This window comes from Streptomyces sp. CB02414, assembly GCF_001905385.1.
Lineage (GTDB): Bacteria > Actinomycetota > Actinomycetes > Streptomycetales > Streptomycetaceae > Streptomyces.
In genome coordinates, this window is record NZ_LIPF01000001.1 from 198,599 (window position 1) to 216,336 (window position 17,738).

18 protein-coding genes are annotated in these 17,738 nt (G+C 72.1%); 10 read left to right on the forward strand and 8 right to left on the reverse strand.

Features of this window, described 5'->3' with window-relative positions; genetic code table 11:
• Positions 1-45 precede the first annotated feature (45 nt).
• Both uvrB and AMK11_RS00935 read right to left on the reverse strand, forming a co-directional pair.
• Positions 46-2,190, reverse strand: a complete 2,145-nt coding sequence (uvrB, locus tag AMK11_RS00930; RefSeq protein WP_073721722.1) for an excinuclease ABC subunit UvrB — start codon at positions 2,188-2,190, stop codon at positions 46-48.
• Positions 2,191-2,230: 40 nt separating this feature from the next.
• Positions 2,231-3,109 (reverse strand): MHYT domain-containing protein, encoded by an 879-nt coding sequence (locus AMK11_RS00935; protein WP_073721724.1) that lies wholly within the window; start codon positions 3,107-3,109, stop codon positions 2,231-2,233.
• A gap of 290 nt (positions 3,110-3,399) precedes the next feature.
• Here AMK11_RS00935 and AMK11_RS00940 point away from each other — a divergent pair, with 290 nt between their 5' ends.
• A complete protein-coding gene (locus AMK11_RS00940; RefSeq protein ID WP_073721726.1) occupies positions 3,400-4,308 on the forward strand; it encodes a glycerophosphodiester phosphodiesterase in 909 nt (302 codons plus the stop codon).
• 34 nt (positions 4,309-4,342) lie between these two features.
• Entirely contained in the window at positions 4,343-4,897 is a 555-nt protein-coding gene (locus AMK11_RS00945) for a methylated-DNA--[protein]-cysteine S-methyltransferase (RefSeq protein ID WP_073721728.1), read from the forward strand.
• Between the two features lie 30 nt (positions 4,898-4,927).
• Here the strand turns inward: AMK11_RS00945 and AMK11_RS00950 are convergent, their stop codons facing one another.
• Positions 4,928-5,356: a VOC family protein gene (locus AMK11_RS00950; RefSeq protein ID WP_073721730.1), complete on the reverse strand. Its 429-nt coding sequence runs from the start codon at positions 5,354-5,356 to the stop codon at positions 4,928-4,930.
• A 157-nt stretch (positions 5,357-5,513) separates the two neighbouring features.
• Between AMK11_RS00950 and AMK11_RS00955 the strand changes: the two genes are divergently transcribed.
• Positions 5,514-6,422 carry a pseudouridine-5'-phosphate glycosidase gene (locus AMK11_RS00955; protein WP_073721732.1) on the forward strand — a complete coding sequence of 303 codons (909 nt, stop codon included), beginning with the start codon at positions 5,514-5,516 and terminating at the stop codon, positions 6,420-6,422.
• Positions 6,419-7,339 carry a carbohydrate kinase family protein gene (locus AMK11_RS00960; protein ID WP_079187146.1) on the forward strand — a complete coding sequence of 307 codons (921 nt, stop codon included), beginning with the start codon at positions 6,419-6,421 and terminating at the stop codon, positions 7,337-7,339. Before AMK11_RS00955 ends, AMK11_RS00960 begins: the two co-directional genes overlap by 4 nt.
• 361 nt (positions 7,340-7,700) lie before the next feature.
• Here AMK11_RS00960 and AMK11_RS00965 read toward each other — a convergent pair whose 3' ends face one another.
• Complete coding sequence (locus tag AMK11_RS00965) at positions 7,701-8,495, reverse strand: methyltransferase domain-containing protein (RefSeq protein WP_073721734.1); 795 nt, start codon at positions 8,493-8,495, stop codon at positions 7,701-7,703.
• A gap of 220 nt (positions 8,496-8,715) precedes the next feature.
• Here AMK11_RS00965 and AMK11_RS00970 point away from each other — a divergent pair, with 220 nt between their 5' ends.
• The gene (locus AMK11_RS00970; protein ID WP_073721736.1) at positions 8,716-9,843 is read left to right on the forward strand and encodes a magnesium and cobalt transport protein CorA; all 1,128 of its coding nucleotides are present in this window, start codon (positions 8,716-8,718) and stop codon (positions 9,841-9,843) included.
• Positions 9,844-9,867: 24 nt separating this feature from the next.
• Here AMK11_RS00970 and AMK11_RS00975 read toward each other — a convergent pair whose 3' ends face one another.
• On the reverse strand, positions 9,868-10,500 hold the full coding sequence (locus tag AMK11_RS00975; RefSeq protein WP_073721738.1) for a uridine kinase: 633 nt from the start codon (positions 10,498-10,500) through the stop codon (positions 9,868-9,870).
• A gap of 163 nt (positions 10,501-10,663) precedes the next feature.
• Here AMK11_RS00975 and AMK11_RS00980 point away from each other — a divergent pair, with 163 nt between their 5' ends.
• Together AMK11_RS00980 and AMK11_RS00985 are read left to right on the forward strand one after the other, a co-directional pair.
• Positions 10,664-11,143: an anthrone oxygenase family protein gene (locus AMK11_RS00980; protein WP_073721740.1), complete on the forward strand. Its 480-nt coding sequence runs from the start codon at positions 10,664-10,666 to the stop codon at positions 11,141-11,143.
• A 127-nt stretch (positions 11,144-11,270) separates the two neighbouring features.
• Positions 11,271-12,761, forward strand: coding sequence for a glutamate synthase subunit beta (locus AMK11_RS00985; RefSeq protein WP_073721742.1), 1,491 nt, complete (start codon positions 11,271-11,273; stop codon positions 12,759-12,761).
• A 107-nt stretch (positions 12,762-12,868) separates the two neighbouring features.
• Here the strand turns inward: AMK11_RS00985 and AMK11_RS00990 are convergent, their stop codons facing one another.
• Together AMK11_RS00990 and AMK11_RS00995 are read right to left on the reverse strand one after the other, a co-directional pair.
• Positions 12,869-13,144, reverse strand: a complete 276-nt coding sequence (locus tag AMK11_RS00990) for a DUF397 domain-containing protein (protein ID WP_073721744.1) — start codon at positions 13,142-13,144, stop codon at positions 12,869-12,871.
• Complete coding sequence (locus tag AMK11_RS00995; RefSeq protein ID WP_073721746.1) at positions 13,145-14,005, reverse strand: helix-turn-helix domain-containing protein; 861 nt, start codon at positions 14,003-14,005, stop codon at positions 13,145-13,147.
• 224 nt (positions 14,006-14,229) lie between these two features.
• Here AMK11_RS00995 and AMK11_RS01000 point away from each other — a divergent pair, with 224 nt between their 5' ends.
• The 3 genes from AMK11_RS01000 to AMK11_RS01010 all read left to right on the forward strand — a co-directional run bounded on the left by AMK11_RS01000 (position 14,230) and on the right by AMK11_RS01010 (position 17,448).
• Positions 14,230-14,871, forward strand: a complete 642-nt coding sequence (locus tag AMK11_RS01000) for an ATP-binding protein (RefSeq protein WP_073721748.1) — start codon at positions 14,230-14,232, stop codon at positions 14,869-14,871.
• Positions 14,862-15,302, forward strand: a complete 441-nt coding sequence (locus AMK11_RS01005) for a hypothetical protein (protein ID WP_073721750.1) — start codon at positions 14,862-14,864, stop codon at positions 15,300-15,302. Before AMK11_RS01000 ends, AMK11_RS01005 begins: the two co-directional genes overlap by 10 nt.
• A gap of 280 nt (positions 15,303-15,582) precedes the next feature.
• On the forward strand, positions 15,583-17,448 hold the full coding sequence (locus AMK11_RS01010) for an ABC transporter ATP-binding protein (protein ID WP_079187241.1): 1,866 nt from the start codon (positions 15,583-15,585) through the stop codon (positions 17,446-17,448).
• Between the two features lie 28 nt (positions 17,449-17,476).
• On the opposite strand, the gene AMK11_RS01015 is transcribed toward AMK11_RS01010, so the two are convergent.
• Entirely contained in the window at positions 17,477-17,665 is a 189-nt protein-coding gene (locus tag AMK11_RS01015; RefSeq protein WP_073721754.1) for a hypothetical protein, read from the reverse strand.
• Positions 17,666-17,738 lie beyond the last annotated feature (73 nt).

Consider the following 17,738-nt stretch of genomic DNA (forward strand, 5'->3'; position numbering starts at 1 on the left):
CACTTTGTGTCGGTCTTGCAACACAGTGCGTGCCCGGGTGGGCCGTCAGGCCAGGCCTGCCTCCTTCATCTGGCGCAGCTCCTTCTTCATCTCGGAGACCTCGTCGCGCAGCCGGGCCGCGATCTCGAACTGGAGGTCCGCGGCGGCGGCCCGCATACGGGTGGTGAGGTCCTCGATCTGTGCGGCCAGCTCGGCCGCCGGACGGTCGGTCACCGGCGTCTCCTTGGCCTTCCCCCTGCCCTTGGCCGCCTTGCCGCCGGTTGCCGCCTCGCCGCCGAGGGAGGGGACGGGGGCCTTGGCTCCCTTGCCCTCCTTGACCTGCCGATAGCCCGAGCCGAGCAGTTGCTCGGTGTCGATGTCCTCGCGGGCGATCTGCGCGACGATGTCGTTGATCTTCTTGCGGAGGGGCTGCGGGTCGATACCGTTCGCCTGGTTGAACGCGACCTGCTTCTCGCGGCGGCGGTTGGTCTCGTCGATCGCCTTCTCCATCGCCGGCGTGATCTTGTCGGCGTACATGTGGACCTGGCCCGACACATTGCGCGCGGCACGGCCGATGGTCTGGATCAACGAGGTGCCGGAGCGCAGGAAGCCCTCCTTGTCGGCGTCCAGGATCGCCACCAGGGAGACCTCCGGCAGGTCGAGGCCCTCCCTGAGCAGGTTGATGCCGACCAGGACGTCGTACTCGCCGGCGCGCAGCTCACGCAGCAGCTCGACGCGGCGCAGGGTGTCGACGTCGCTGTGCAGGTAGCGGACCTGGATGCCGAGCTCCAGGAAGTAGTCGGTGAGGTCCTCGGCCATCTTCTTGGTGAGCGTGGTGACCAGGACGCGCTCGTCCTTCTCGGTCCGCGTGCGGATCTCGTGCACCAGGTCGTCGATCTGGCCCTCGGTGGGCTTGACGACGACCTCCGGGTCGACGAGGCCCGTGGGGCGGATGATCTGCTCGACGGCGCCGTCCGAACGGGAGAGCTCGTAGGCGCCCGGGGTGGCCGACAGGTACACGGTCTGCCCGATGCGCTCCTGGAACTCCTCCCACTTCAGCGGGCGGTTGTCGAGGGCGGAGGGCAGCCGGAAGCCGTGGTCGACCAGGGTCCGCTTGCGGGAGGCGTCGCCCTCGTACATGGCGCCGATCTGCGGCACGGTGACGTGCGACTCGTCGATGACGAGGAGGAAGTCGTCCGGGAAGTAGTCCAGCAGGGTGTTCGGCGGGGAGCCGGGCGAGCGGCCGTCGAAGTGCATCGAGTAGTTCTCCACGCCGGAGCAGGAGCCGATCTGGCGGAGCATCTCGATGTCGTACGTGGTGCGCATCCGCAGCCGCTGCGCCTCCAGGAGCCTGCCCTGCTTCTCCAGCTCGGTCAGGCGCTCGGCGAGCTCCTTCTCGATGTCGTTGACGGCCCGCTCCAGGCGCTCGGGGCCCGCGACGTAGTGGGAGGCCGGGAAGACGTAGAGCTGCTGGTCGTCGCTGATGATCTCGCCGGTGACCGGGTGGAGGGTGGACAGGGCCTCGATCTCGTCGCCGAACATCTCGATGCGGACGGCGAGCTCCTCGTAGACCGGGAAGATCTCGATGGTGTCGCCGCGCACCCGGAAGGTGCCGCGGGTGAAGGCCATGTCGTTGCGCGTGTACTGGATGTCCACGAAGCGGCGCAGCAGCTCGTCCCGGTCGTACTCCTCGCCGACCCGGAGGGGGACCATGCGGTCCACGTACTCCTGCGGGGTGCCGAGGCCGTAGATGCAGGAGACGGAGGCGACCACGACGACGTCACGGCGGGTGAGCAGCGAGTTGGTCGCGGAGTGGCGCAGCCGCTCCACCTCCTCGTTGATCGAGGAGTCCTTCTCGATGTAGGTGTCCGACTGGGGGACGTAGGCCTCGGGCTGGTAGTAGTCGTAGTACGAGACGAAGTATTCGACGGCGTTGTTCGGCAGGAGCTCGCGGAACTCGTTCGCCAGCTGGGCGGCCAGGGTCTTGTTCGGCGCCATCACGAGGGTGGGGCGCTGGAGCTTCTCGATCATCCACGCGGTGGTGGCGGACTTGCCGGTGCCGGTGGCGCCGAGCAGGACGACGTCCTTCTCGCCCGCCTGGACACGCCGCGCCAGCTCGGCGATGGCCGCCGGCTGGTCGCCGTTGGGCTGGTAGGGGCTGACGACCTCGAAGGGCGCCACCGTGCGTTCGATCTGGGAAACGGGCCGCATGGGTTCCACGGTACGGCCACCCACTGACAACCGGCCCGGATCAGCGGTTCTGCGGGGTGCGGGAGCGGCGGTGCGCGAGGGGGCGGCGGGTGCGGAGCGCGGGACGGTGCGCCGGGCGGGGGACCGTGCGCGGGGCCGCGGAGTGGGCGGGGATGCCGGGCTTCCGCTCGACGGGGACCCCGGCGGGCTTCCCCGTGACCATCAGCGGATCGAACATCACCACCACGGCGGCGAGGAGGAGGAAGGCGAGGGGGCCGATCAGCATCGGGGCGAGCAGTTCGGCGGGCGACCCGCCGGTGCCGGGGTCGGACGTACCGTGGACGTGGACCTCCAGGGCGGCCATGCCGGTGTAGTGCATGCCGGTGACGGCCAGCCCCATGACGAGGCTGGCTCCGACGCTCCACAGGAAGCCCCGGACCTGTCCGGCCGCCCACAGGGCGGCGGTAGCGGCGGCCATGGCTATGACGACGGACACGGCCACGGTGAAGTTGTTGTAAGTCAGCTGCCCGTCCAGGCGCATGCCCGCCATGCCCAGGTAGTGCATCGAGGCGATACCCAGGCCGGTGATGGTGCCGCCGGTGAACAGGGCCGTTCCCCGCGCCCCCCGGTAGCCGACGATGAAGACGCCCACGCCCACCATGACGATGGCGACGGCCAGGCTGGCGAAGGTCATCAGCCAGTCGTAGCGGACCGGCGTGTGTTCGATCGTGAACCCCATCATCGCGATGAAGTGCATGGTCCAGATTCCGGAGCCGATCGCCGCCGAGCCGAGGGCGAGCCATCCGGGACGCCAGGAGCGGGTGACCCGCAGGGATCTGGTGGTGCAGCGCAGCCCGAGGGCACCGCCGAGGCAGGCCATGAGGTAGGCCACCAGCGGTGTGACCAGTCCGTAACTGAATCCGTCGACCGTGCCTTGCATCTGCGGCCGCCCTTCCGCGTTCCTGCTGCCCGGATACACCCCGGATTGTCCCGATGTACACCCCCTCCCAGAGCCGAATGAACGGCCAGGGTCGAGGCAGAGAGTATGACGCCCACCGGAATGGTCGAACGATTCTCCTGCAAAGAATCACGGCCCTGCCCCACTTGTGCCGCCCCGGTGAGCGGAGTTGAGCATCTCCATTCAGCCCGCGGCCACTCCGCACCCCTCTTCCGTTGACTCTCTGATGTCACAGTGATGCTGTCCGTGATCGCTCGACGCGAGGAGCACGCATGTACGCACGCGCAGTCGCCGTGACGACCACCGCGTTCCTGGGGGTCGCCCTGCTGACTCCCCTCTCCCACGCCCGGGCCCCCCAGAGCGGTGAGGACGACGGGCCCGTGGTCGTCGCCCACCGGGGCGCTTCGGGGTACGCGCCGGAGAACACGCTGGCCGCCGTGGACCGGGCCGCCGAGCTGGGCATCCGCTGGGTCGAGAACGACGTCCAGCGCACCAGGGACGGCGAACTCGTGGTCCTCCACGACGACAGCCTGCGGCGCACGACCGACGTGGAGGAGGTCTTCCCCGACCGCTCTCCGTGGAAGGTGAAGGACTTCACCGCCGCGGAGATCGCCAGGCTGGACGCGGGGAGCTGGTTCGGTCCCGAGTACGCGGGCGCGCGCGTGCCGACGCTGGAGCAGTACGTGGAGCGGGTGGAGGACAACCACCAGAAACTGCTCCTGGAGCTGAAGAATCCGGAGCTGTACCCGGGCATCGAGGAGCAGACCCTCAAGGTGCTCGCCAACGAGGGCTGGCTCGACCGGCGGCACGTGGCGGGCCGGCTGGTCGTGCAGAGCTTCAGCGCGGACAGCGTCCGGACCGTCCACGAGCTCAAGCCGGCCGTCAAGACCGGATTCCTCGGCACGCCGTCCGTGTCGGACCTGCCCGAGTACGCGGAGTTCGCCGACCAGATCAACCCCTCGCACGGCTCGCTCTCCATGAGCTACGTCTCCTCGGTCCACGCGTTCACGGGACCGCACGGCCGTCCGCTGGAGGTCCTCACCTGGACGGTCGACGACGCGGCCACCGCCCGGCGGGTCGCCGGGTACGACGTCGACGGCATCATCACCAACAAACCCGACGTGGTGCGCGAGGCCGTGGGTGAGGACGAGGACCGGGGCGGTCTCCTCACCGGTTGGTGACCCGTTGTCAGTGGCCGGCTTTACCGTTGGGCGCATGGACAGCAATGGGCAGTACGAGCAGCGGATCGTGTGGACCGTCGTCGACACCGGCATCGGTCCACTGCTGCTGGCCGCCACGCGCGACGGCCTGGTCAACGTCGTGTTCCACGCCACCGGCGCCGTGCGCGGCAAGGCCCTCGAAAGACTGGCGGCCCGGCTGGGCACGGAGCCCGTCGAGGCGCCCGGCTCCCCTCTGCTGACCGAGGCGATACGGCAGGTGGAGGCCTACTTCGCGGGTCGGCGTCGTGATTTCGACCTGCCGCTGGACTGGTCGCTGATCTCGGGCTTCAACCGGGAGGTGCTGCGCGCGCTGGCGTCCGGCGTCCCGTACGGCTCGGTCGTCGGTTACGGCGACCTCGCCGGCCGGGTCGGCCAGCCGGGCGCCGCTCAGGCGGTGGGCACGGCCATGGGGGCCAATCCGCTGCCGGTCGTGGTGCCGTGCCACCGGGTCGTCGGGAGTGACGGCGGCATCGGCGGGTTCGGGGGCGGCGTGGACACCAAGCGGCAGTTGCTCGCGCTGGAGGGTGTGCTGCCCGAGCCGCTGTTCTGAACGACCGCCCGGCGTGCTGGTGGGCGGGGGCTACTCGTAGTGCCGCGCCTCGATGATGTTGCCGTCCGGATCTCCGAAGTAGAAGCTGCGCTTCGCCAGGCCGCGTGCGCCGTAGGAGTCGTGCGACAGCTCGGACACCGGAACGGACTGCTCCGTCAGGCGGGCGCGGAGTGCGTCGAAGTCGTGCGGTGACAGGGAGACGCAGATGTGGTTGACGGGGTGGCCCGCGCTCGTGTCGGCGCCGGGGATCATTCGCATCCGGTCCGCCATGGAGCGGGGCGCGAGATCGAGGATGGTCTCCTCGTTGAGGCGCACGGAGGGAAAGCTCGCGGTTCCCGCGGCGTACTCGGTGATCCGCAGGGGCTCCGTCCCCAGGGTCTTCTCGTAGAACCCGGCCGAGGCGACCGGGTCGCGCACCCAGAGGACTATGTGGTCGAGGCGTGTCGTGTGGTCCGTCATGCGCTCAGACGTCATGCGCCCAGACTCCTTTCCTCCCGGGCGAGCCGCAAGAGGCCGCTCGTGGAGCGGGGAAAGTCCGGCCCGCGCCCGGGTGCGGGTTTGGCCCGCTCCCGCGCCCGCCAGGGATGAGGAAGGACCGACGACAGGAGGCGGGCGCGTGACCCTGGTGGTGTCGGAAGAGGTACGGGCGGCGATCGGCGCGCGGCGCCCCGTGGTGGCCCTGGAGTCCACGATCATCGCGCACGGGTTGCCACGCCCGCGCAATCTGCGGGTGGCACGGGAACTGGAGGAGGCGGTCAGGGAGGAGGGCGCGGTACCGGCGACGATCGCCGTGCTGGACGGACGGCCTCACGTCGGCCTGGACAAGCAGCAGTTGGAGCGGGTCGCGAACGAGGACGGCATCCGCAAGCTGGGCCACCGGGACCTGCCGCTCGCGGTGGCCACCGGCGCGAGCGGAGCGACCACCGTGTCGGCGACCGCCCTGCTGGCGGAGCTGGCCGGGGTGCGGGTGTTCGCGACCGGCGGTCTCGGCGGCGTGCACCGGGAGTGGACGGCCACCCAGGACGAGTCCGCCGACCTGGGCCTGCTGGCCCGCACCCGGATCACGGTGGTCTGCGCGGGGGTGAAGTCCATCCTGGACGTACCGGCGACACTGCAGCGGCTGGAGACGCTGGGCGTCGCGGTCGCCGGATACGGTACGGACCGCTTCCCCGGCTTCTACCTGTCCGACTCGGGACACCCGGTGGACTGGACGCTGGACACCCCGGCACAGGTGGCGGCCGTCATGCGGGCCCAGGACTCGCTGCGCGGCCCGCGGTCCGCGCTCGTGGTCGCCAACCCCGTTTCCGAGGAGGAGCAACTGGATCCCGCGCTCCACGCGCGGGTGCTCGCCGACGCGCTGCGGGCGTGCGACGCGGAGGGGATCACGGGCCAGGCGGTCACCCCCTTCCTCCTCGCCCACCTGGTACGGCACACCGACGGGGCCTCATTGGAGGCCAATCTGGCGGCGGTGCGCGGGAACGTGCGGCTGGCGGCACGCGTCGCGGCGGCCTGGGCCGGGGCATGACCGGGGCGGGACGGGGCGGCGCGCTGCTGGTCGTCGGGGACGTGGTGACGGACGTCGTCGCCCGGCACCGGGGACCGTTGACCGCCGGCACGGACACGGCCGCCGCGATCCGCCGACTGCCCGGCGGGGCGGGTGCCAACGTGGCCTGCTGGGCCGCGTACGCCGGGTGCCGGGACGTCCGGCTGCTGGGACGGGTCGGTTCGGACGCGGCGGGCTGGCACCGGCGGGAGCTGACGGCCCACGGCGTGCGTCCCCATCTGGTCGTCGACTCGAGCGCACCGACGGGGACGGTGATCTGCCTGGTCGACACGGGCGCCGCGGCCGAGCGGACGTTCCTGACGGACAGCGGGGCGTCCCTGCGGCTGGACCCCGGTGACTGGTCGGACGCGCTGCTCGACGGTGCCGCCCGGCTGCACCTGTCGGGCTACCTCCTGTTCTCGGAGCCGAGTCGCGCCCTGGTGCCGGTCGCCCTGGCCGCCGCGCACGCGCGTGGGGTGCCGGTGAGTCTGGACCCGGCGTCGGCGGGGTTCCTCACCGAGCTGGGCGTCGACCGGTTCCTCGACCTGGTCGAGGGAGTGGGCATCCTGCTCCCCAGCCGTGACGAGGCGTGCCTGCTGACCGGGTTGCCCGACCCGGTCGACGCCGCGGCGAAGCTGAGCCGGCACGTTCCGTTGGTGATCGTCAAGCAGGGCGCGGAGGGAGCCCTGGTCGCCCGGTCCGGCACCGTGTGCGCGCGGGTCCCCGCCGTCCCGGCGTCGCCACGGGACAGTACCGGCGCCGGCGACGCCTTCACCGGCGCGTTCCTCGCCGCCCTCCTCACGGGCGCGACACCGGAGGAAGCGGCCACCGCGGGGTGCCGAGCCGGGGCGAAGGCGGTCGAGCGCGTGGGGGCGAGACCTCCGGGAGCGGTGGGCTGAGGACCGACGGCACGGCCTCGGGCAAGGGGCTCGCGAGTGGCTTCCGTGGGCCGCCGGCGCGCCCGTGCCCAGCGCATACCGCACCGTCCGGGAAGGCCGGGAGTCCCACGGACCGCTGACGGCTCGCGGCACACGTCGTACGGGCCTACGACAGCCGCCGACCAGGGCGAAAGCGGTCGAGCGGATAGGGGCCAGACCTCCGGAAGCGGTGGGCTGAGGACCGACGGCACGGCTCCGGGCAAGGGGCTCGCGAGTGGCTTCCGTGGGCCGCCGGCGCGCCCGAACCGTTCAGGAGGGCCCCGTTGACGGCGCACGTCGCATGTGGCCGACGACAGCCGTCGGCCGGCCCGGGTCCGCTCCCCTATGCCTTGCGTCCCCACGCGGAGATCATCGGCGCCATCGCCAGGTCCATGCTGCCCGACGCCACGTTCGCGAGGTGCCGGTCGATGTCGTCGTGGGTGGCCGCACCCGCGGCGACCAGTTGGTCGCGGACCTGACGGACCGTCGCGGACTCCAGAGCGGCGCACGCGGGCGAGGTGACCGGGAAGTAGGCGTCGGCCTCCACGCGGCGCAGCCCTGCCTCCCGGAGCAGACGCGGGATGCGGCGGCCGTAGGACAGGTCGGCCCCGCGACGGGCCAGCAGCTGGCGGAAGCCGTGCCGCAGCCGGTTGGCCAACTGCTGCTCGGGACCGTGCTCGTCGGGACAGAGCAGGGGCTGCAGCGCGGGGTCGGCGTCCTCGACCAGGAGCCGGCCACCCGGCCGCAGGGCCCTGATCATGGACCGCAACGCCCGATCGCGGTCCGGCACATGGACCAGGACGAGTCGGGCGTGCACCAGGTCGAAGCCCTCACCCGGCGGTTCCTCCGCGCCCACGTCGTGCACGCGCACCTCGACGGGATGGCGACCGGCCGGTGCGACCCGCGAGGTGTCGATGTCCGTGGCGAGGACCCTGCCGGTCGGCCCCACCCTCTTGGCCAGCCAGGACACCACGGAGGTGCCTCCGGCCCCGACCTCCCAGCAGCGCCACCCGGGCCCCACGCCGAGCGCTTGGAGGTGTCGGAAGGTCGTGGGGTCGAAGAGGGTGGCGAAGGCGTCGAAACGCTCCGCCGCCTCGGTCTGCCGGTTGTCGAGGAGGTACCCGTCGGTTCGCGTCATGCGGCGATCATCCCAGTTGTCCCGCTTGCCCGAAGTGGTCGACGCTCCGACCGCGGAGCAGGAGGGGGCTGGACGGGGTTCCGAACCACCCGTCCACAGCCGGGAACAAAGCGGAATGCTCCCTTTCCACAGGCCCGTCCGCCGTCCGCGCCGGCCTGGCAGACTGGCGCGCCAAGGCGCGGGAAGCACGGCGCGAGGGGACCCACGCGGGGAGACACGGATGACGATGGCAGGGAATCTGCGGAAGGTCACGGGCCTGGGACGGACCGGCGGCCTCCGCAAGGTGGCACGGCTGGCCCGACGGCGCCCGCGGGTGGACCTGAGCCACCCGGCCCGCTCGCCGCTGGGTTCCTCGGTGGTGAACTGCGTGACCTACCGGGACGGTGTCCGCACCCCTGAGGGCGGCGACCCGGTCCGGGTTGTGGAGCGGATGCGCAGGCGGGGAGACGGTTTCGTCTGGCTGGGTCTGCACGAGCCGACGGACCAGGAGTTCGCGGGCGTGGCGGACCTCTTCGACCTGCATCCACTGGCGGTCGAGGACGCGATCGAGGCCCACCAGCGCCCGAAGGTGGAGGGGTACGGCGAGACGCTCTTCGCCGTGTTCAAGACCGTCTGCTACGTGGAGCACGAACAGCTCACGGCCACGAGCGAGGTGGTGAGCACCGGCGAGATCATGGTCTTCGTCGGCCGGGACTTCGTGATCACCGTGCGGCACGGGCGGCACGGCTCACTGGGCCCCCTCCGGGAGGGGCTGGAGTCCGACCCGGTGCAGCTCGCCAAGGGGCCGTCGGCGGTGCTGCACGCGATCGCGGACCACGTGGTGGACGACTTCCTCAGTGTCATCGAGGCGTTCCAGGCGGACATCGACCATGTCGAGACGGAGGTGTTCGCGGAGCACGGCGCACGAGTCGACCCGGGCCGGATCTACCAGCTCAAACGGGAACTCCTGGAGCTGCGGCGGGCCGTGGTGCCGCTCGGCCGACCGCTGGACGAGCTGGCCACGCGGCCGGTCCGGGTGGTCGAGCCGGAGATACAGGCGTACTTCCGGGACGTCGCCGACCATCTCCTGCGGGCCGCGGAGCAGATCGCGGCGTTCGACGAACTGCTCAACTCCATCCTCCAGGCGCACCTCGCCCGGGTGACGGTCGCGCAGAACGAGGACATGCGGAAGATCACCGCCTGGGCCGCGATCATCGCCGTGCCCACGATGGTCTGCGGGGTGTACGGCATGAACTTCGACCACATGCCGGAACTCGGCTGGCGGTACGGCTACGGCATGGTCATCGCCGTCATAGCCGTCGCCTGCGTGACGCTGCACCGTGGGTTCAGGCGCAACGGCTGGCTCTGAGCGGGGGCGGAACCGGCCGGCGGCTCAGCCGTTCCACGCGGGATGCCGCGGATCGTCGGTGCGCACCAGGACGTCGGCGGCGGCCGAGGGGTCGGTCTCCTCCTCGTAGCGCTCGAAGGCGGGAAGGGTCCAGTGCTCGGAGTCGGGGGTGCGGCGGCGCAGGGCTTTGGGGGTGAGGACGAGGTGGACGCTGAGGTCGAGGGGGAACCAGTGACGCAGCAGGAAGGGGCCGTGCAGCAGCAGCGCGCCACCGGACGGGAGGTGGACGTAGGGGCTGCGGGTGGCGCGGTCGGTGACCGGGTCCCACAGGTCCGGCAGCACACGTCCGTCGCCGCCGGGTCCGAGCGGGTCGAAGACCTCCCGCCACAGGGCACCGGTGTCGTACCAGCCGCTGTAGTAGGACTCCGCGTCCTGGCGCCCGTACTCCAGCCGGACCGAGGCGGGACGCAGGAAGCCCTCCGTCCCGACGACGAGGGAGGGGCGGCCGCGGATCCGCAGCGCTTCGGACACCCGCTGGGCGAGTTCGCCGGGGCGGGCGGCGGGGGCGCCGTCGAAGGCGACGCGTGGCCGGTCGCCGCCGTCGGCGGGCTCGAGGTCGAGCAGGCGCTCGGCGAGCAGGTCGCCGAGCCTGTCCCAGGTGATCGCTTCCAGTCGCACCCGCCCATGATGCTCCGCCCACCCGTCCGCCCGCGTGGACGCTCGCACATGCGCCCGCGTCGACCGGCCATGGTCACCATGGCCGCACCGAGGTTGACTTGGGGTCGTCGACGGCCGCCGGTACCGCGCGGGCATCGACTCGACGGGTGGGAGCTGACAGGACATGATCGACGGACCGTACCTCGTGCTGACGGTGCTGGGCGTGCTCGGCGCCGGCCTGACGGCAGGCGTCTTCTGCGCCTTCTCGACGTTCGTGATGCGGGGGCTCGCGGCGCTCCCTCCAATGCAGGGGGTCGCCGCTATGAACGCGATCAACACGGCCGCGGTGAGGCCGCCCTTCATGCTCGTGTTCCTCGGGACGGCGGTACTGGCCGCGGTGATCGCCGTGGTGACGTTCGTGCTGTGGCCGGACGGGGCAGCGGTGGAGCTGCTGCTGGGCAGCGTGCTCTACCTGCTCGGGTCGTTCGGGGTGACCGCGGCCGCCAATGTGCCACGCAACACCGCGCTGCTGCGGCTGGAGCCGGGCACCGCGGAGGCGGCCGGTCAGTGGCCCACGTACGTTCGTCGGTGGACGGCGTGGAACCACGTTCGCACGGTCGCCTCCGCCGCTGCCGCGGTGGCGTACGTGCTTGCCCTCGTCTGAGGGGGCGCGCGCCACCGGCGAGAGCCACCGGGCACGCTGCGCACGGAGCCGGCGGGCCGTATCGTGGCCGCAGGAGCGAACACCGCCCCGACGCGCACGGCCGGCCCCGCAGGCAAGGAAGACGGTCATGGCCGATCCCAAGGGTTTCCTGACCACGCCCCGCCAGGAGTGGCCCCGGAGGCCGGTCGGAGAGCGGGTGGGGGACTGGGACGAGGTGTACGTCCCGGGGGCCCTGCTGCCGATCGTCGGCCCGCAGGCCGACCGCTGCATGGACTGCGGCGTCCCCTTCTGCCACGAGGCGTGCCCGCTGGGGAACCTGATCCCGGAGTGGAACGACCTGGTCTCCCGTTCGGACTGGCGGGCGGCGAGCGACCGGCTGCACGCCACGAACAACTTCCCCGAGTTCACCGGCCGGCTCTGCCCGGCGCCGTGCGAAGCGGGCTGTGTGCTCGCCATCAACCAGCCGGCCGTCACGATCAAGAACGTCGAGTGCGCGATCGCCGACAAGGCATGGGAGGAGGGGTTCACCCCGCCGCGGCCGCCGGACCGGCTGTCCGGCAGGACGGTGGCGGTGATCGGGTCGGGGCCCACCGGACTCGCGGCGGCACAGCAGCTGACCCGGGCCGGCCACACGGTCGCCGTCTACGAGCGGGACGACAGGATCGGCGGGCTGATGCGGTACGGCATCCCCGAGTTCAAGATGGAGAAGCACCATCTGGAGCGGCGCATCGGGCAGATGCGGGCCGAGGGGACGCGGTTCCGCACGTCGACGGTGGTCGGACGGGACGTGGACGCCGCCGGACTGCGGGCCCGCTACGACGCGGTGGTGATCGCCACCGGGGCGACCGCGTGGCGCGAACTGGCCGTGCCCGGCCGGGAGCTGGCAGGTGTCCACCAGGCGATGGAGTACCTGCCCCTGGCCAACCGGGTGTGCGAGGGCGATCTGGAGCGCTCTCCGCTGTGCGCCGCCGGGAAGCACGTCGTCATCGTGGGCGGTGGTGACACGGGCGCGGACTGTCTCGGCACGGCGGTGCGGGAGGGGGCCGCCTCCGTGACCCAGCTGGACATCTACGCGCGACCGGGCCCGGAGCGCGACGAGGGGGCCGAGCCGTGGCCGACCTATCCACGGCTGTACCGGCTGTCGGCCGCCCACGAGGAGGCACGGGACCTGCGGTACGCACCGGCGGCGGACGCGGACGCGCGGCTGTTCGCGGCGTCCACGCTCCGTTTCACCGGTGACGCCGAGGGACGTGTGCGGTCGCTGCACCTGGTCGCCGTGGACGCCGGCCGCCGGCCGCTGCCCGGAACCGAACGCTCACTCCCCGCCGACCTGGTCCTCCTCGCCCTGGGCTTCTCGGGCCCGGACCGGGAGGACGGGCTGGTCGGCGGACTGGGGCTGGAGATGGAGCCCCGGGGCACGATCGCCCGGGACCGGGGGTTCGCGACCAACGTCCCGGGCGTGTTCGCGGCCGGGGACGCGGCGCGCGGGCAGTCGCTCGTCGTGTGGGCGATCGCGGAGGGGCGGGCGGTGGCGGCGGCCGTCGACCGCCACCTGTCCGGCGGCAGTACCCGGCTGCCGGCACCGGTCGGCCCGTACGACCGGCCGATGACGGCTTGAGCACTCCGCGAAAGCCCCTCCGACAAGATGTCGAGTTTTCCCTTGAGTCCTGCTGGACCAGTACAAACAGATTTAGAACAGGCAGAACAAGCAGCAACAGAGCACGTTCAGGAGAGCAGGAAGTCCGCCTCTCCCGCCTTCGCTCCCTCGATGAAGGCCGTCATCTCGTCGGAGGTGTAGATCAGCGCGGGGCCGTCGGGGTCGGTGGACTGCCGTACGGCGATCCGGCCGTCGGAGAGCTTCATGGCCTCCAGGCAGTTCCCTCCGTTGCCGCCGCTCCACGGTTTGTGCCAGCCTTCGCTGCCCAGCTCACGGGCGGGCATGCCGTTGTAGATCCGCTCGCTGCGGTTGCGTGGCGAGCGCTGGGGTTTGATGTGACTCATTCACAGCTCCTTGCGGAGGTCCCGGAGGATCTCCTTCGTGCGGTGTGCCGTGGCGGCCTGCGCCGCCATGCGGTCCATGACCTCGAGGTGGGTCGCCACCTCCGCGCGCGCGTCGAGGTAGACGGCGCCGGTCAGGTACTCGCTGTAGACCATGTCCGGCAGTTCCGGCATGGCGAATCGGAAGAGGACGAAGGGGCCGTACGTTCCCGGGTGCGGCCCGTTGGAGAACGGGGCGATTTGCAGCGTCACGTTGGACAGCTCCGTCGCCTCCAGCAGTCTGTCGATCTGGGCCCGCATCACCTCCGGCCCGCCGACGGGGCGGCGCAGCGTCGTCTCGTCCATCACGGCCCAGAACCTGGGTGCGTCCTTGCGGGTGAGCAGTCCCTGGCGCTGCATGCGCAGGTCGACGTGGCGTTCGATGTCGTCGGGCCGGGTCTGCCCGATCGCTCCGGAGCGGAGCACCCCGCGCGCGTAGTCCTCGGTCTGCAGCACCCCGGGGACGAAGTGGGGCTCGTAGGAGCGGATCAGGGAGGCCGCGCCCTCCAGGCTGACGTACATCGAGAACCAGCCCGGCAGGATGTCGTGGAAGCGCTGCCACCATCCGGGTCTGTTGGCGTCCTCGGCCAGCTGGACGAAGGCGTCGGCCTCCTCGTCGCCGATGCCGTAGGCCTTCAGCAGGAGCTGGAGGTACGGGATCTTGAGGGCCACCTCGGCCATCTCCATCCGACGTACCGTGGCAGGGGCGACGCGCAGGACGCGGGCGGCTTCCTCGCGCTTGAGACCGGCGCGTTCGCGCAGGTCCAGCAGGCGCCGGCCGAGGACGACCTGGCCGACCGTCGGCGCCGACCGGGGCTCGCTCACCGCCCACCTCCTGAAGATCCCGAAGAGCCCGTTGCGTCTTGGTGCCGCACAGCCCGGCGGCGCCATTCGAAGACCTTTTCGAAAGCCCGTGCAGACCTTCGGTGACCTGAAGTGGCGCCGCTCGACGTGCTGTTGCGAGCAGTGTGCCACGGCCTTGCAGACCGTCACACCGCACTCTGCATTTTTCAGAGTGACACTTGCCAAGTGTTCACGACGGGGCGATAGTGGCAAGCGTGATTCCGTCCGCGCCCTTAGGAACAGAGGCCACCGCGGGCTCCCTGGGCCTCGCCGCCGCCGTGGGAGCCGGCCCTTCGGGGGCCACCGCCGCCGAGCGCCGGTTCCGGTTCGAGCTGGCCGCACATCCAGGGTCGCCCGCGCAGGCCAGACGCCTGACACGCGCCCGGCTGAACGGCTGGTCGGTGTGCGAGGACACCTGCGACACCGCGGCCCTGGTCGTCTCCGAGCTGGTCACCAACGCGATCGTGCACACCGCGAGCCGGCACATAGTGTGCGAGCTGCACGACGGTGCCGACCTGGTGCGCATAGCCGTACGTGACGAGGGGTGCGCCCCCGGTCAGCCACACCCGCAGGCCGGTCAGCAGCCCGAGGACGAGCACGGCCGGGGCCTGCTCCTCGTCGACGCCCTGTGCGACGCGTGGGGCGCCCACGAGCACGGGCCCGGACTTCTGGTCTGGGCGGAGCTGCCACGCAAGGCCGACGGCCCGCGCGACCCGGCGGAGCCCCACAACGACCTGGGCTGGGGCGCCCGCCCCAAGCCCGGCCCGGCCGACGGCACGGGCGACGACGGCGAGGCGGAGGGACGCCACCCGCAGGCCCGCCGCGGAACGGGGACCGCATGGCTGTGAGGGCTGCGTCCGGCATCCGGCCACTCGGCCTCGACACACTGGTCCGCCTCCAGCGGCGGCTGGACGCCCCCGGGACGCCCCGGCGGCTGCTCGTACCGGACGGAATGACGGCCCCACTGGGCTGCGACGCGGTGGCGGTGCCCGCCCGTTTCGGCCCCCTGGTGATGCCCCGGCTGCCGCGCGTGGGCTGCGTCTACGCCGACGACGCGCACTGGTGGTGGATCGTCCCGTCCGACTCCGACTACGCCCTGGAGTGGCCCGCCCCCGCGCGGTACGCCACCGGCGCGGTCGTCCCCGACTCCCCGGACGTCCCCGGGCTCATCCACCGGCCGGACGGCACGGTTCCGTACACCCCGCCCATCCCGCTGTACCTGGCGCTGTGCCGGCTGACGAACACGACGCCGACCTGGTCGCGTCCGGTGAGCGCATAGCGCTGCCGCGCGCCGGGGCGGGCAGGCTTCTGGGGTCCACCCCCGCCCCCCCCCCGGCCCACCCCCGCACGCCCCCTTCCGGCGCGCCCGGGCCGGGAGTGCGCCCGCGCGCTCCAGGCTCCCCCCCGCCCGCGCCCTGCCCGCAGGCGCCCCCGCCCCGCGATAGTGGCCGTCCGTCCACGATCGGGGGAGGCAGACGGTGCGCAGGAAGGACGGCACGGAAGCGGCGGGGGTGTCGGAGTCGGAGCGGCTGCTCTTCGGCGGCCCGCTGCGCTACGACATGGGCTGGAACCAGCACGCGGACGCCTTCCTGGAGCTGGGTTTCCGGGCGATGCTGACCAGGCTGCCGTCCCTGCTGGCGTCCAGCCTGCGGCTCGCCCGGCAGGCCGACCCGCAGGCCGCGCGGACGGTACTGGCGGCCGAGGTGGGCCGGGGTGTGGCGCAGGCGGTCAGTCTGCTCGCGGTCAACAGCGTGCTGGCCGGACTGATGGCCGACGGGCCGATCGAGGACCGGCTGCGCGGGGCCGCCCCGGCGCTGGTCACGGTGGCCGTGGTGATGCTGGTCGCGGCATTGCTGCGGGCGGCGTCGACGTACGCGACCGGGCGGCTCGAGCCCAAGGTGGAGCGGGTGGCCACCGAGCGGTACCTGGAGCGGGCGGCGGCCGTGGAGCTGTCCGCGATCGAGGATCACGCCTTCCACAAGCTGCTGGACACCGCCCAGTACGGTGCCGCCTCCGCGCGACGCATGATCTCGTACGGCACGCGCGTGGTGAACGCGATGATCTCGCTGATCGCGGCGGCGGGCGTGCTGGCCGTGCTGCACCCGGTCCTGCTGCCGCTGCTGCTCACGATGACGCTGCCGAGCGCCTGGAGCGCGCTGACCCTCGCCCGCCGCCGGTACGAGTCCTTCCACGCCTGGGTGCAGCACGAGCGGGCGGGCCGGCTGCTGGCGAGTCTCCTGATCGAACCGGCCGCCGCCCCCGAGATCCGGGTGCACGGAGTCGGCCCGTTCCTGCTGCGCCACTTCCGGGCCATGTCGGAGACCGCTGAGGCTGAGCAGGCGCGGCTGGCCCGGCTGGCCGCCCGTACGGGGCTGATCGCGGCGGCGTGGACGGGGCTGGCGACGGCGGCGACGTACGCGACGCTCGGCGGGCTGCTGCTGGGCGGCGCGATGGCCCTGTCGGTGGCGGGCACGGCCGTGATCGCGATCCGCACCGGCTCGCAGAGCCTCGGCACCCTGGTCGTGGAGGTCAACGCGCTCCACGAGGAGGCCCTGTTCGTCGGCGACCTGGAACGGCTGCACGTGGAGGCGGCCGACCGGGCCATCCCGGTGGGCGGCGCCGCGCTGCCCGAGGACCCGAAGGAGATCCGCTTCGAGAACGTCACGTTCCGCTACCCGGGCGACGCGGCCCGCCCGGCCCTCGACGACGTGACGCTCTCCCTGCCGCTGGGCCGCATCGTGGCGCTCGTCGGGGAGAACGGCTCGGGCAAGACGACCCTCGTCAAGCTGCTGGCCGGGCTGTACACGCCGGACGCGGGCCGCGTCACGTGGGACGGCGTCGACGTGTCGACGGCGGACCGGCACGCGCTCGCCGAGCGGGTCGCGATGGTGGCGCAGGACTTCAAACGGTGGCCGTTCACCGCGCGGGTGAACGTCGCGGTGGGCCGCTCCTCCGTGCCGCTCGGCGAGGAACGCGTGACCGCGGCGGTCGCCGAGGCCGGGGCCGAGGAGGTGGTCGCGGACCTGCCGCGCGGCCTGGACACCCTGCTGGCCCGGAACTTCAGCGGCGGTCACGAGTTGTCCGGCGGTCAGTGGCAGCGGGTCGGGATCGCGCGGGCGGCGTACCGGCAGGGCAGCATCCTCATCGTGGACGAGCCGACGGCGGCCCTGGACGCACGGGCCGAGCTGGAGGTCTTCGAGAAGATCCGCGCCCTGGCCGCCAGCGGGCAGACGGTCGTGCTGATCACCCACCGGCTGGCGTCCGTGCGCCATGCCGATCTCGTCCACGTCCTCGACCAGGGCCGGCTGGTGGAGTCCGGGACACCGGACGAACTGCTGGCGGCCGGCGGGGTCTACGCGGAGCTGTACTCACTGCAGGCGGAGCAGTTCACCAGCCGGCCGGTGCCCGCCCCGCGGGCCGGCTGACGGGAGCCGCCTCCCGGATGTCCGCGGGTCAGGCGGCCACGCCGGCCACGGTGTCGCCGCCGCGCACGATGACCAGGAACGTGTCCGTGGCGAGATCCATGACGACCTCGGCGGGCAGGCCCTCCAGACGGCGGGCCTGCGCGAACTCCTCAGCCGGCCATGATCCTCGCGGTCCGCCGGCGGGAAAGCGTTCGAGCACCGTTCGCCCGTTCACCATCCTGCACCTCCATGTAGCGCTGTACTCGTAGAGTTAAACGCCAACCATGGAGCGAAAGCCTCGCGCGGTGATG

Excerpts from the sequence above, each read along its gene's own strand:
- AMK11_RS00935 (WP_073721724.1), bottom strand. The coding sequence starts at position 3,109 with ATGCAAGGCACGGTCGACGGATTCAGTTACGGACTGGTCACACCGCTG.
- AMK11_RS00970 (WP_073721736.1), top strand. The coding sequence starts at position 8,716 with ATGACGATGGCAGGGAATCTGCGGAAGGTCACGGGCCTGGGACGGACC.
- AMK11_RS01010 (WP_079187241.1), top strand. The coding sequence starts at position 15,583 with ATGGGCTGGAACCAGCACGCGGACGCCTTCCTGGAGCTGGGTTTCCGG.
- uvrB (WP_073721722.1), bottom strand. The coding sequence starts at position 2,190 with ATGCGGCCCGTTTCCCAGATCGAACGCACGGTGGCGCCCTTCGAGGTC.
- AMK11_RS00960 (WP_079187146.1), top strand. The coding sequence starts at position 6,419 with ATGACCGGGGCGGGACGGGGCGGCGCGCTGCTGGTCGTCGGGGACGTG.
- AMK11_RS01015 (WP_073721754.1), bottom strand. The coding sequence starts at position 17,665 with ATGGTGAACGGGCGAACGGTGCTCGAACGCTTTCCCGCCGGCGGACCG.
- AMK11_RS00985 (WP_073721742.1), top strand. The coding sequence starts at position 11,271 with ATGGCCGATCCCAAGGGTTTCCTGACCACGCCCCGCCAGGAGTGGCCC.
- AMK11_RS00940 (WP_073721726.1), top strand. The coding sequence starts at position 3,400 with ATGTACGCACGCGCAGTCGCCGTGACGACCACCGCGTTCCTGGGGGTC.
- AMK11_RS00950 (WP_073721730.1), bottom strand. The coding sequence starts at position 5,356 with ATGACGGACCACACGACACGCCTCGACCACATAGTCCTCTGGGTGCGC.
- AMK11_RS00965 (WP_073721734.1), bottom strand. The coding sequence starts at position 8,495 with ATGACGCGAACCGACGGGTACCTCCTCGACAACCGGCAGACCGAGGCG.
- AMK11_RS00945 (WP_073721728.1), top strand. The coding sequence starts at position 4,343 with ATGGACAGCAATGGGCAGTACGAGCAGCGGATCGTGTGGACCGTCGTC.
- AMK11_RS00980 (WP_073721740.1), top strand. The coding sequence starts at position 10,664 with ATGATCGACGGACCGTACCTCGTGCTGACGGTGCTGGGCGTGCTCGGC.
- AMK11_RS01005 (WP_073721750.1), top strand. The coding sequence starts at position 14,862 with ATGGCTGTGAGGGCTGCGTCCGGCATCCGGCCACTCGGCCTCGACACA.
- AMK11_RS00990 (WP_073721744.1), bottom strand. The coding sequence starts at position 13,144 with ATGAGTCACATCAAACCCCAGCGCTCGCCACGCAACCGCAGCGAGCGG.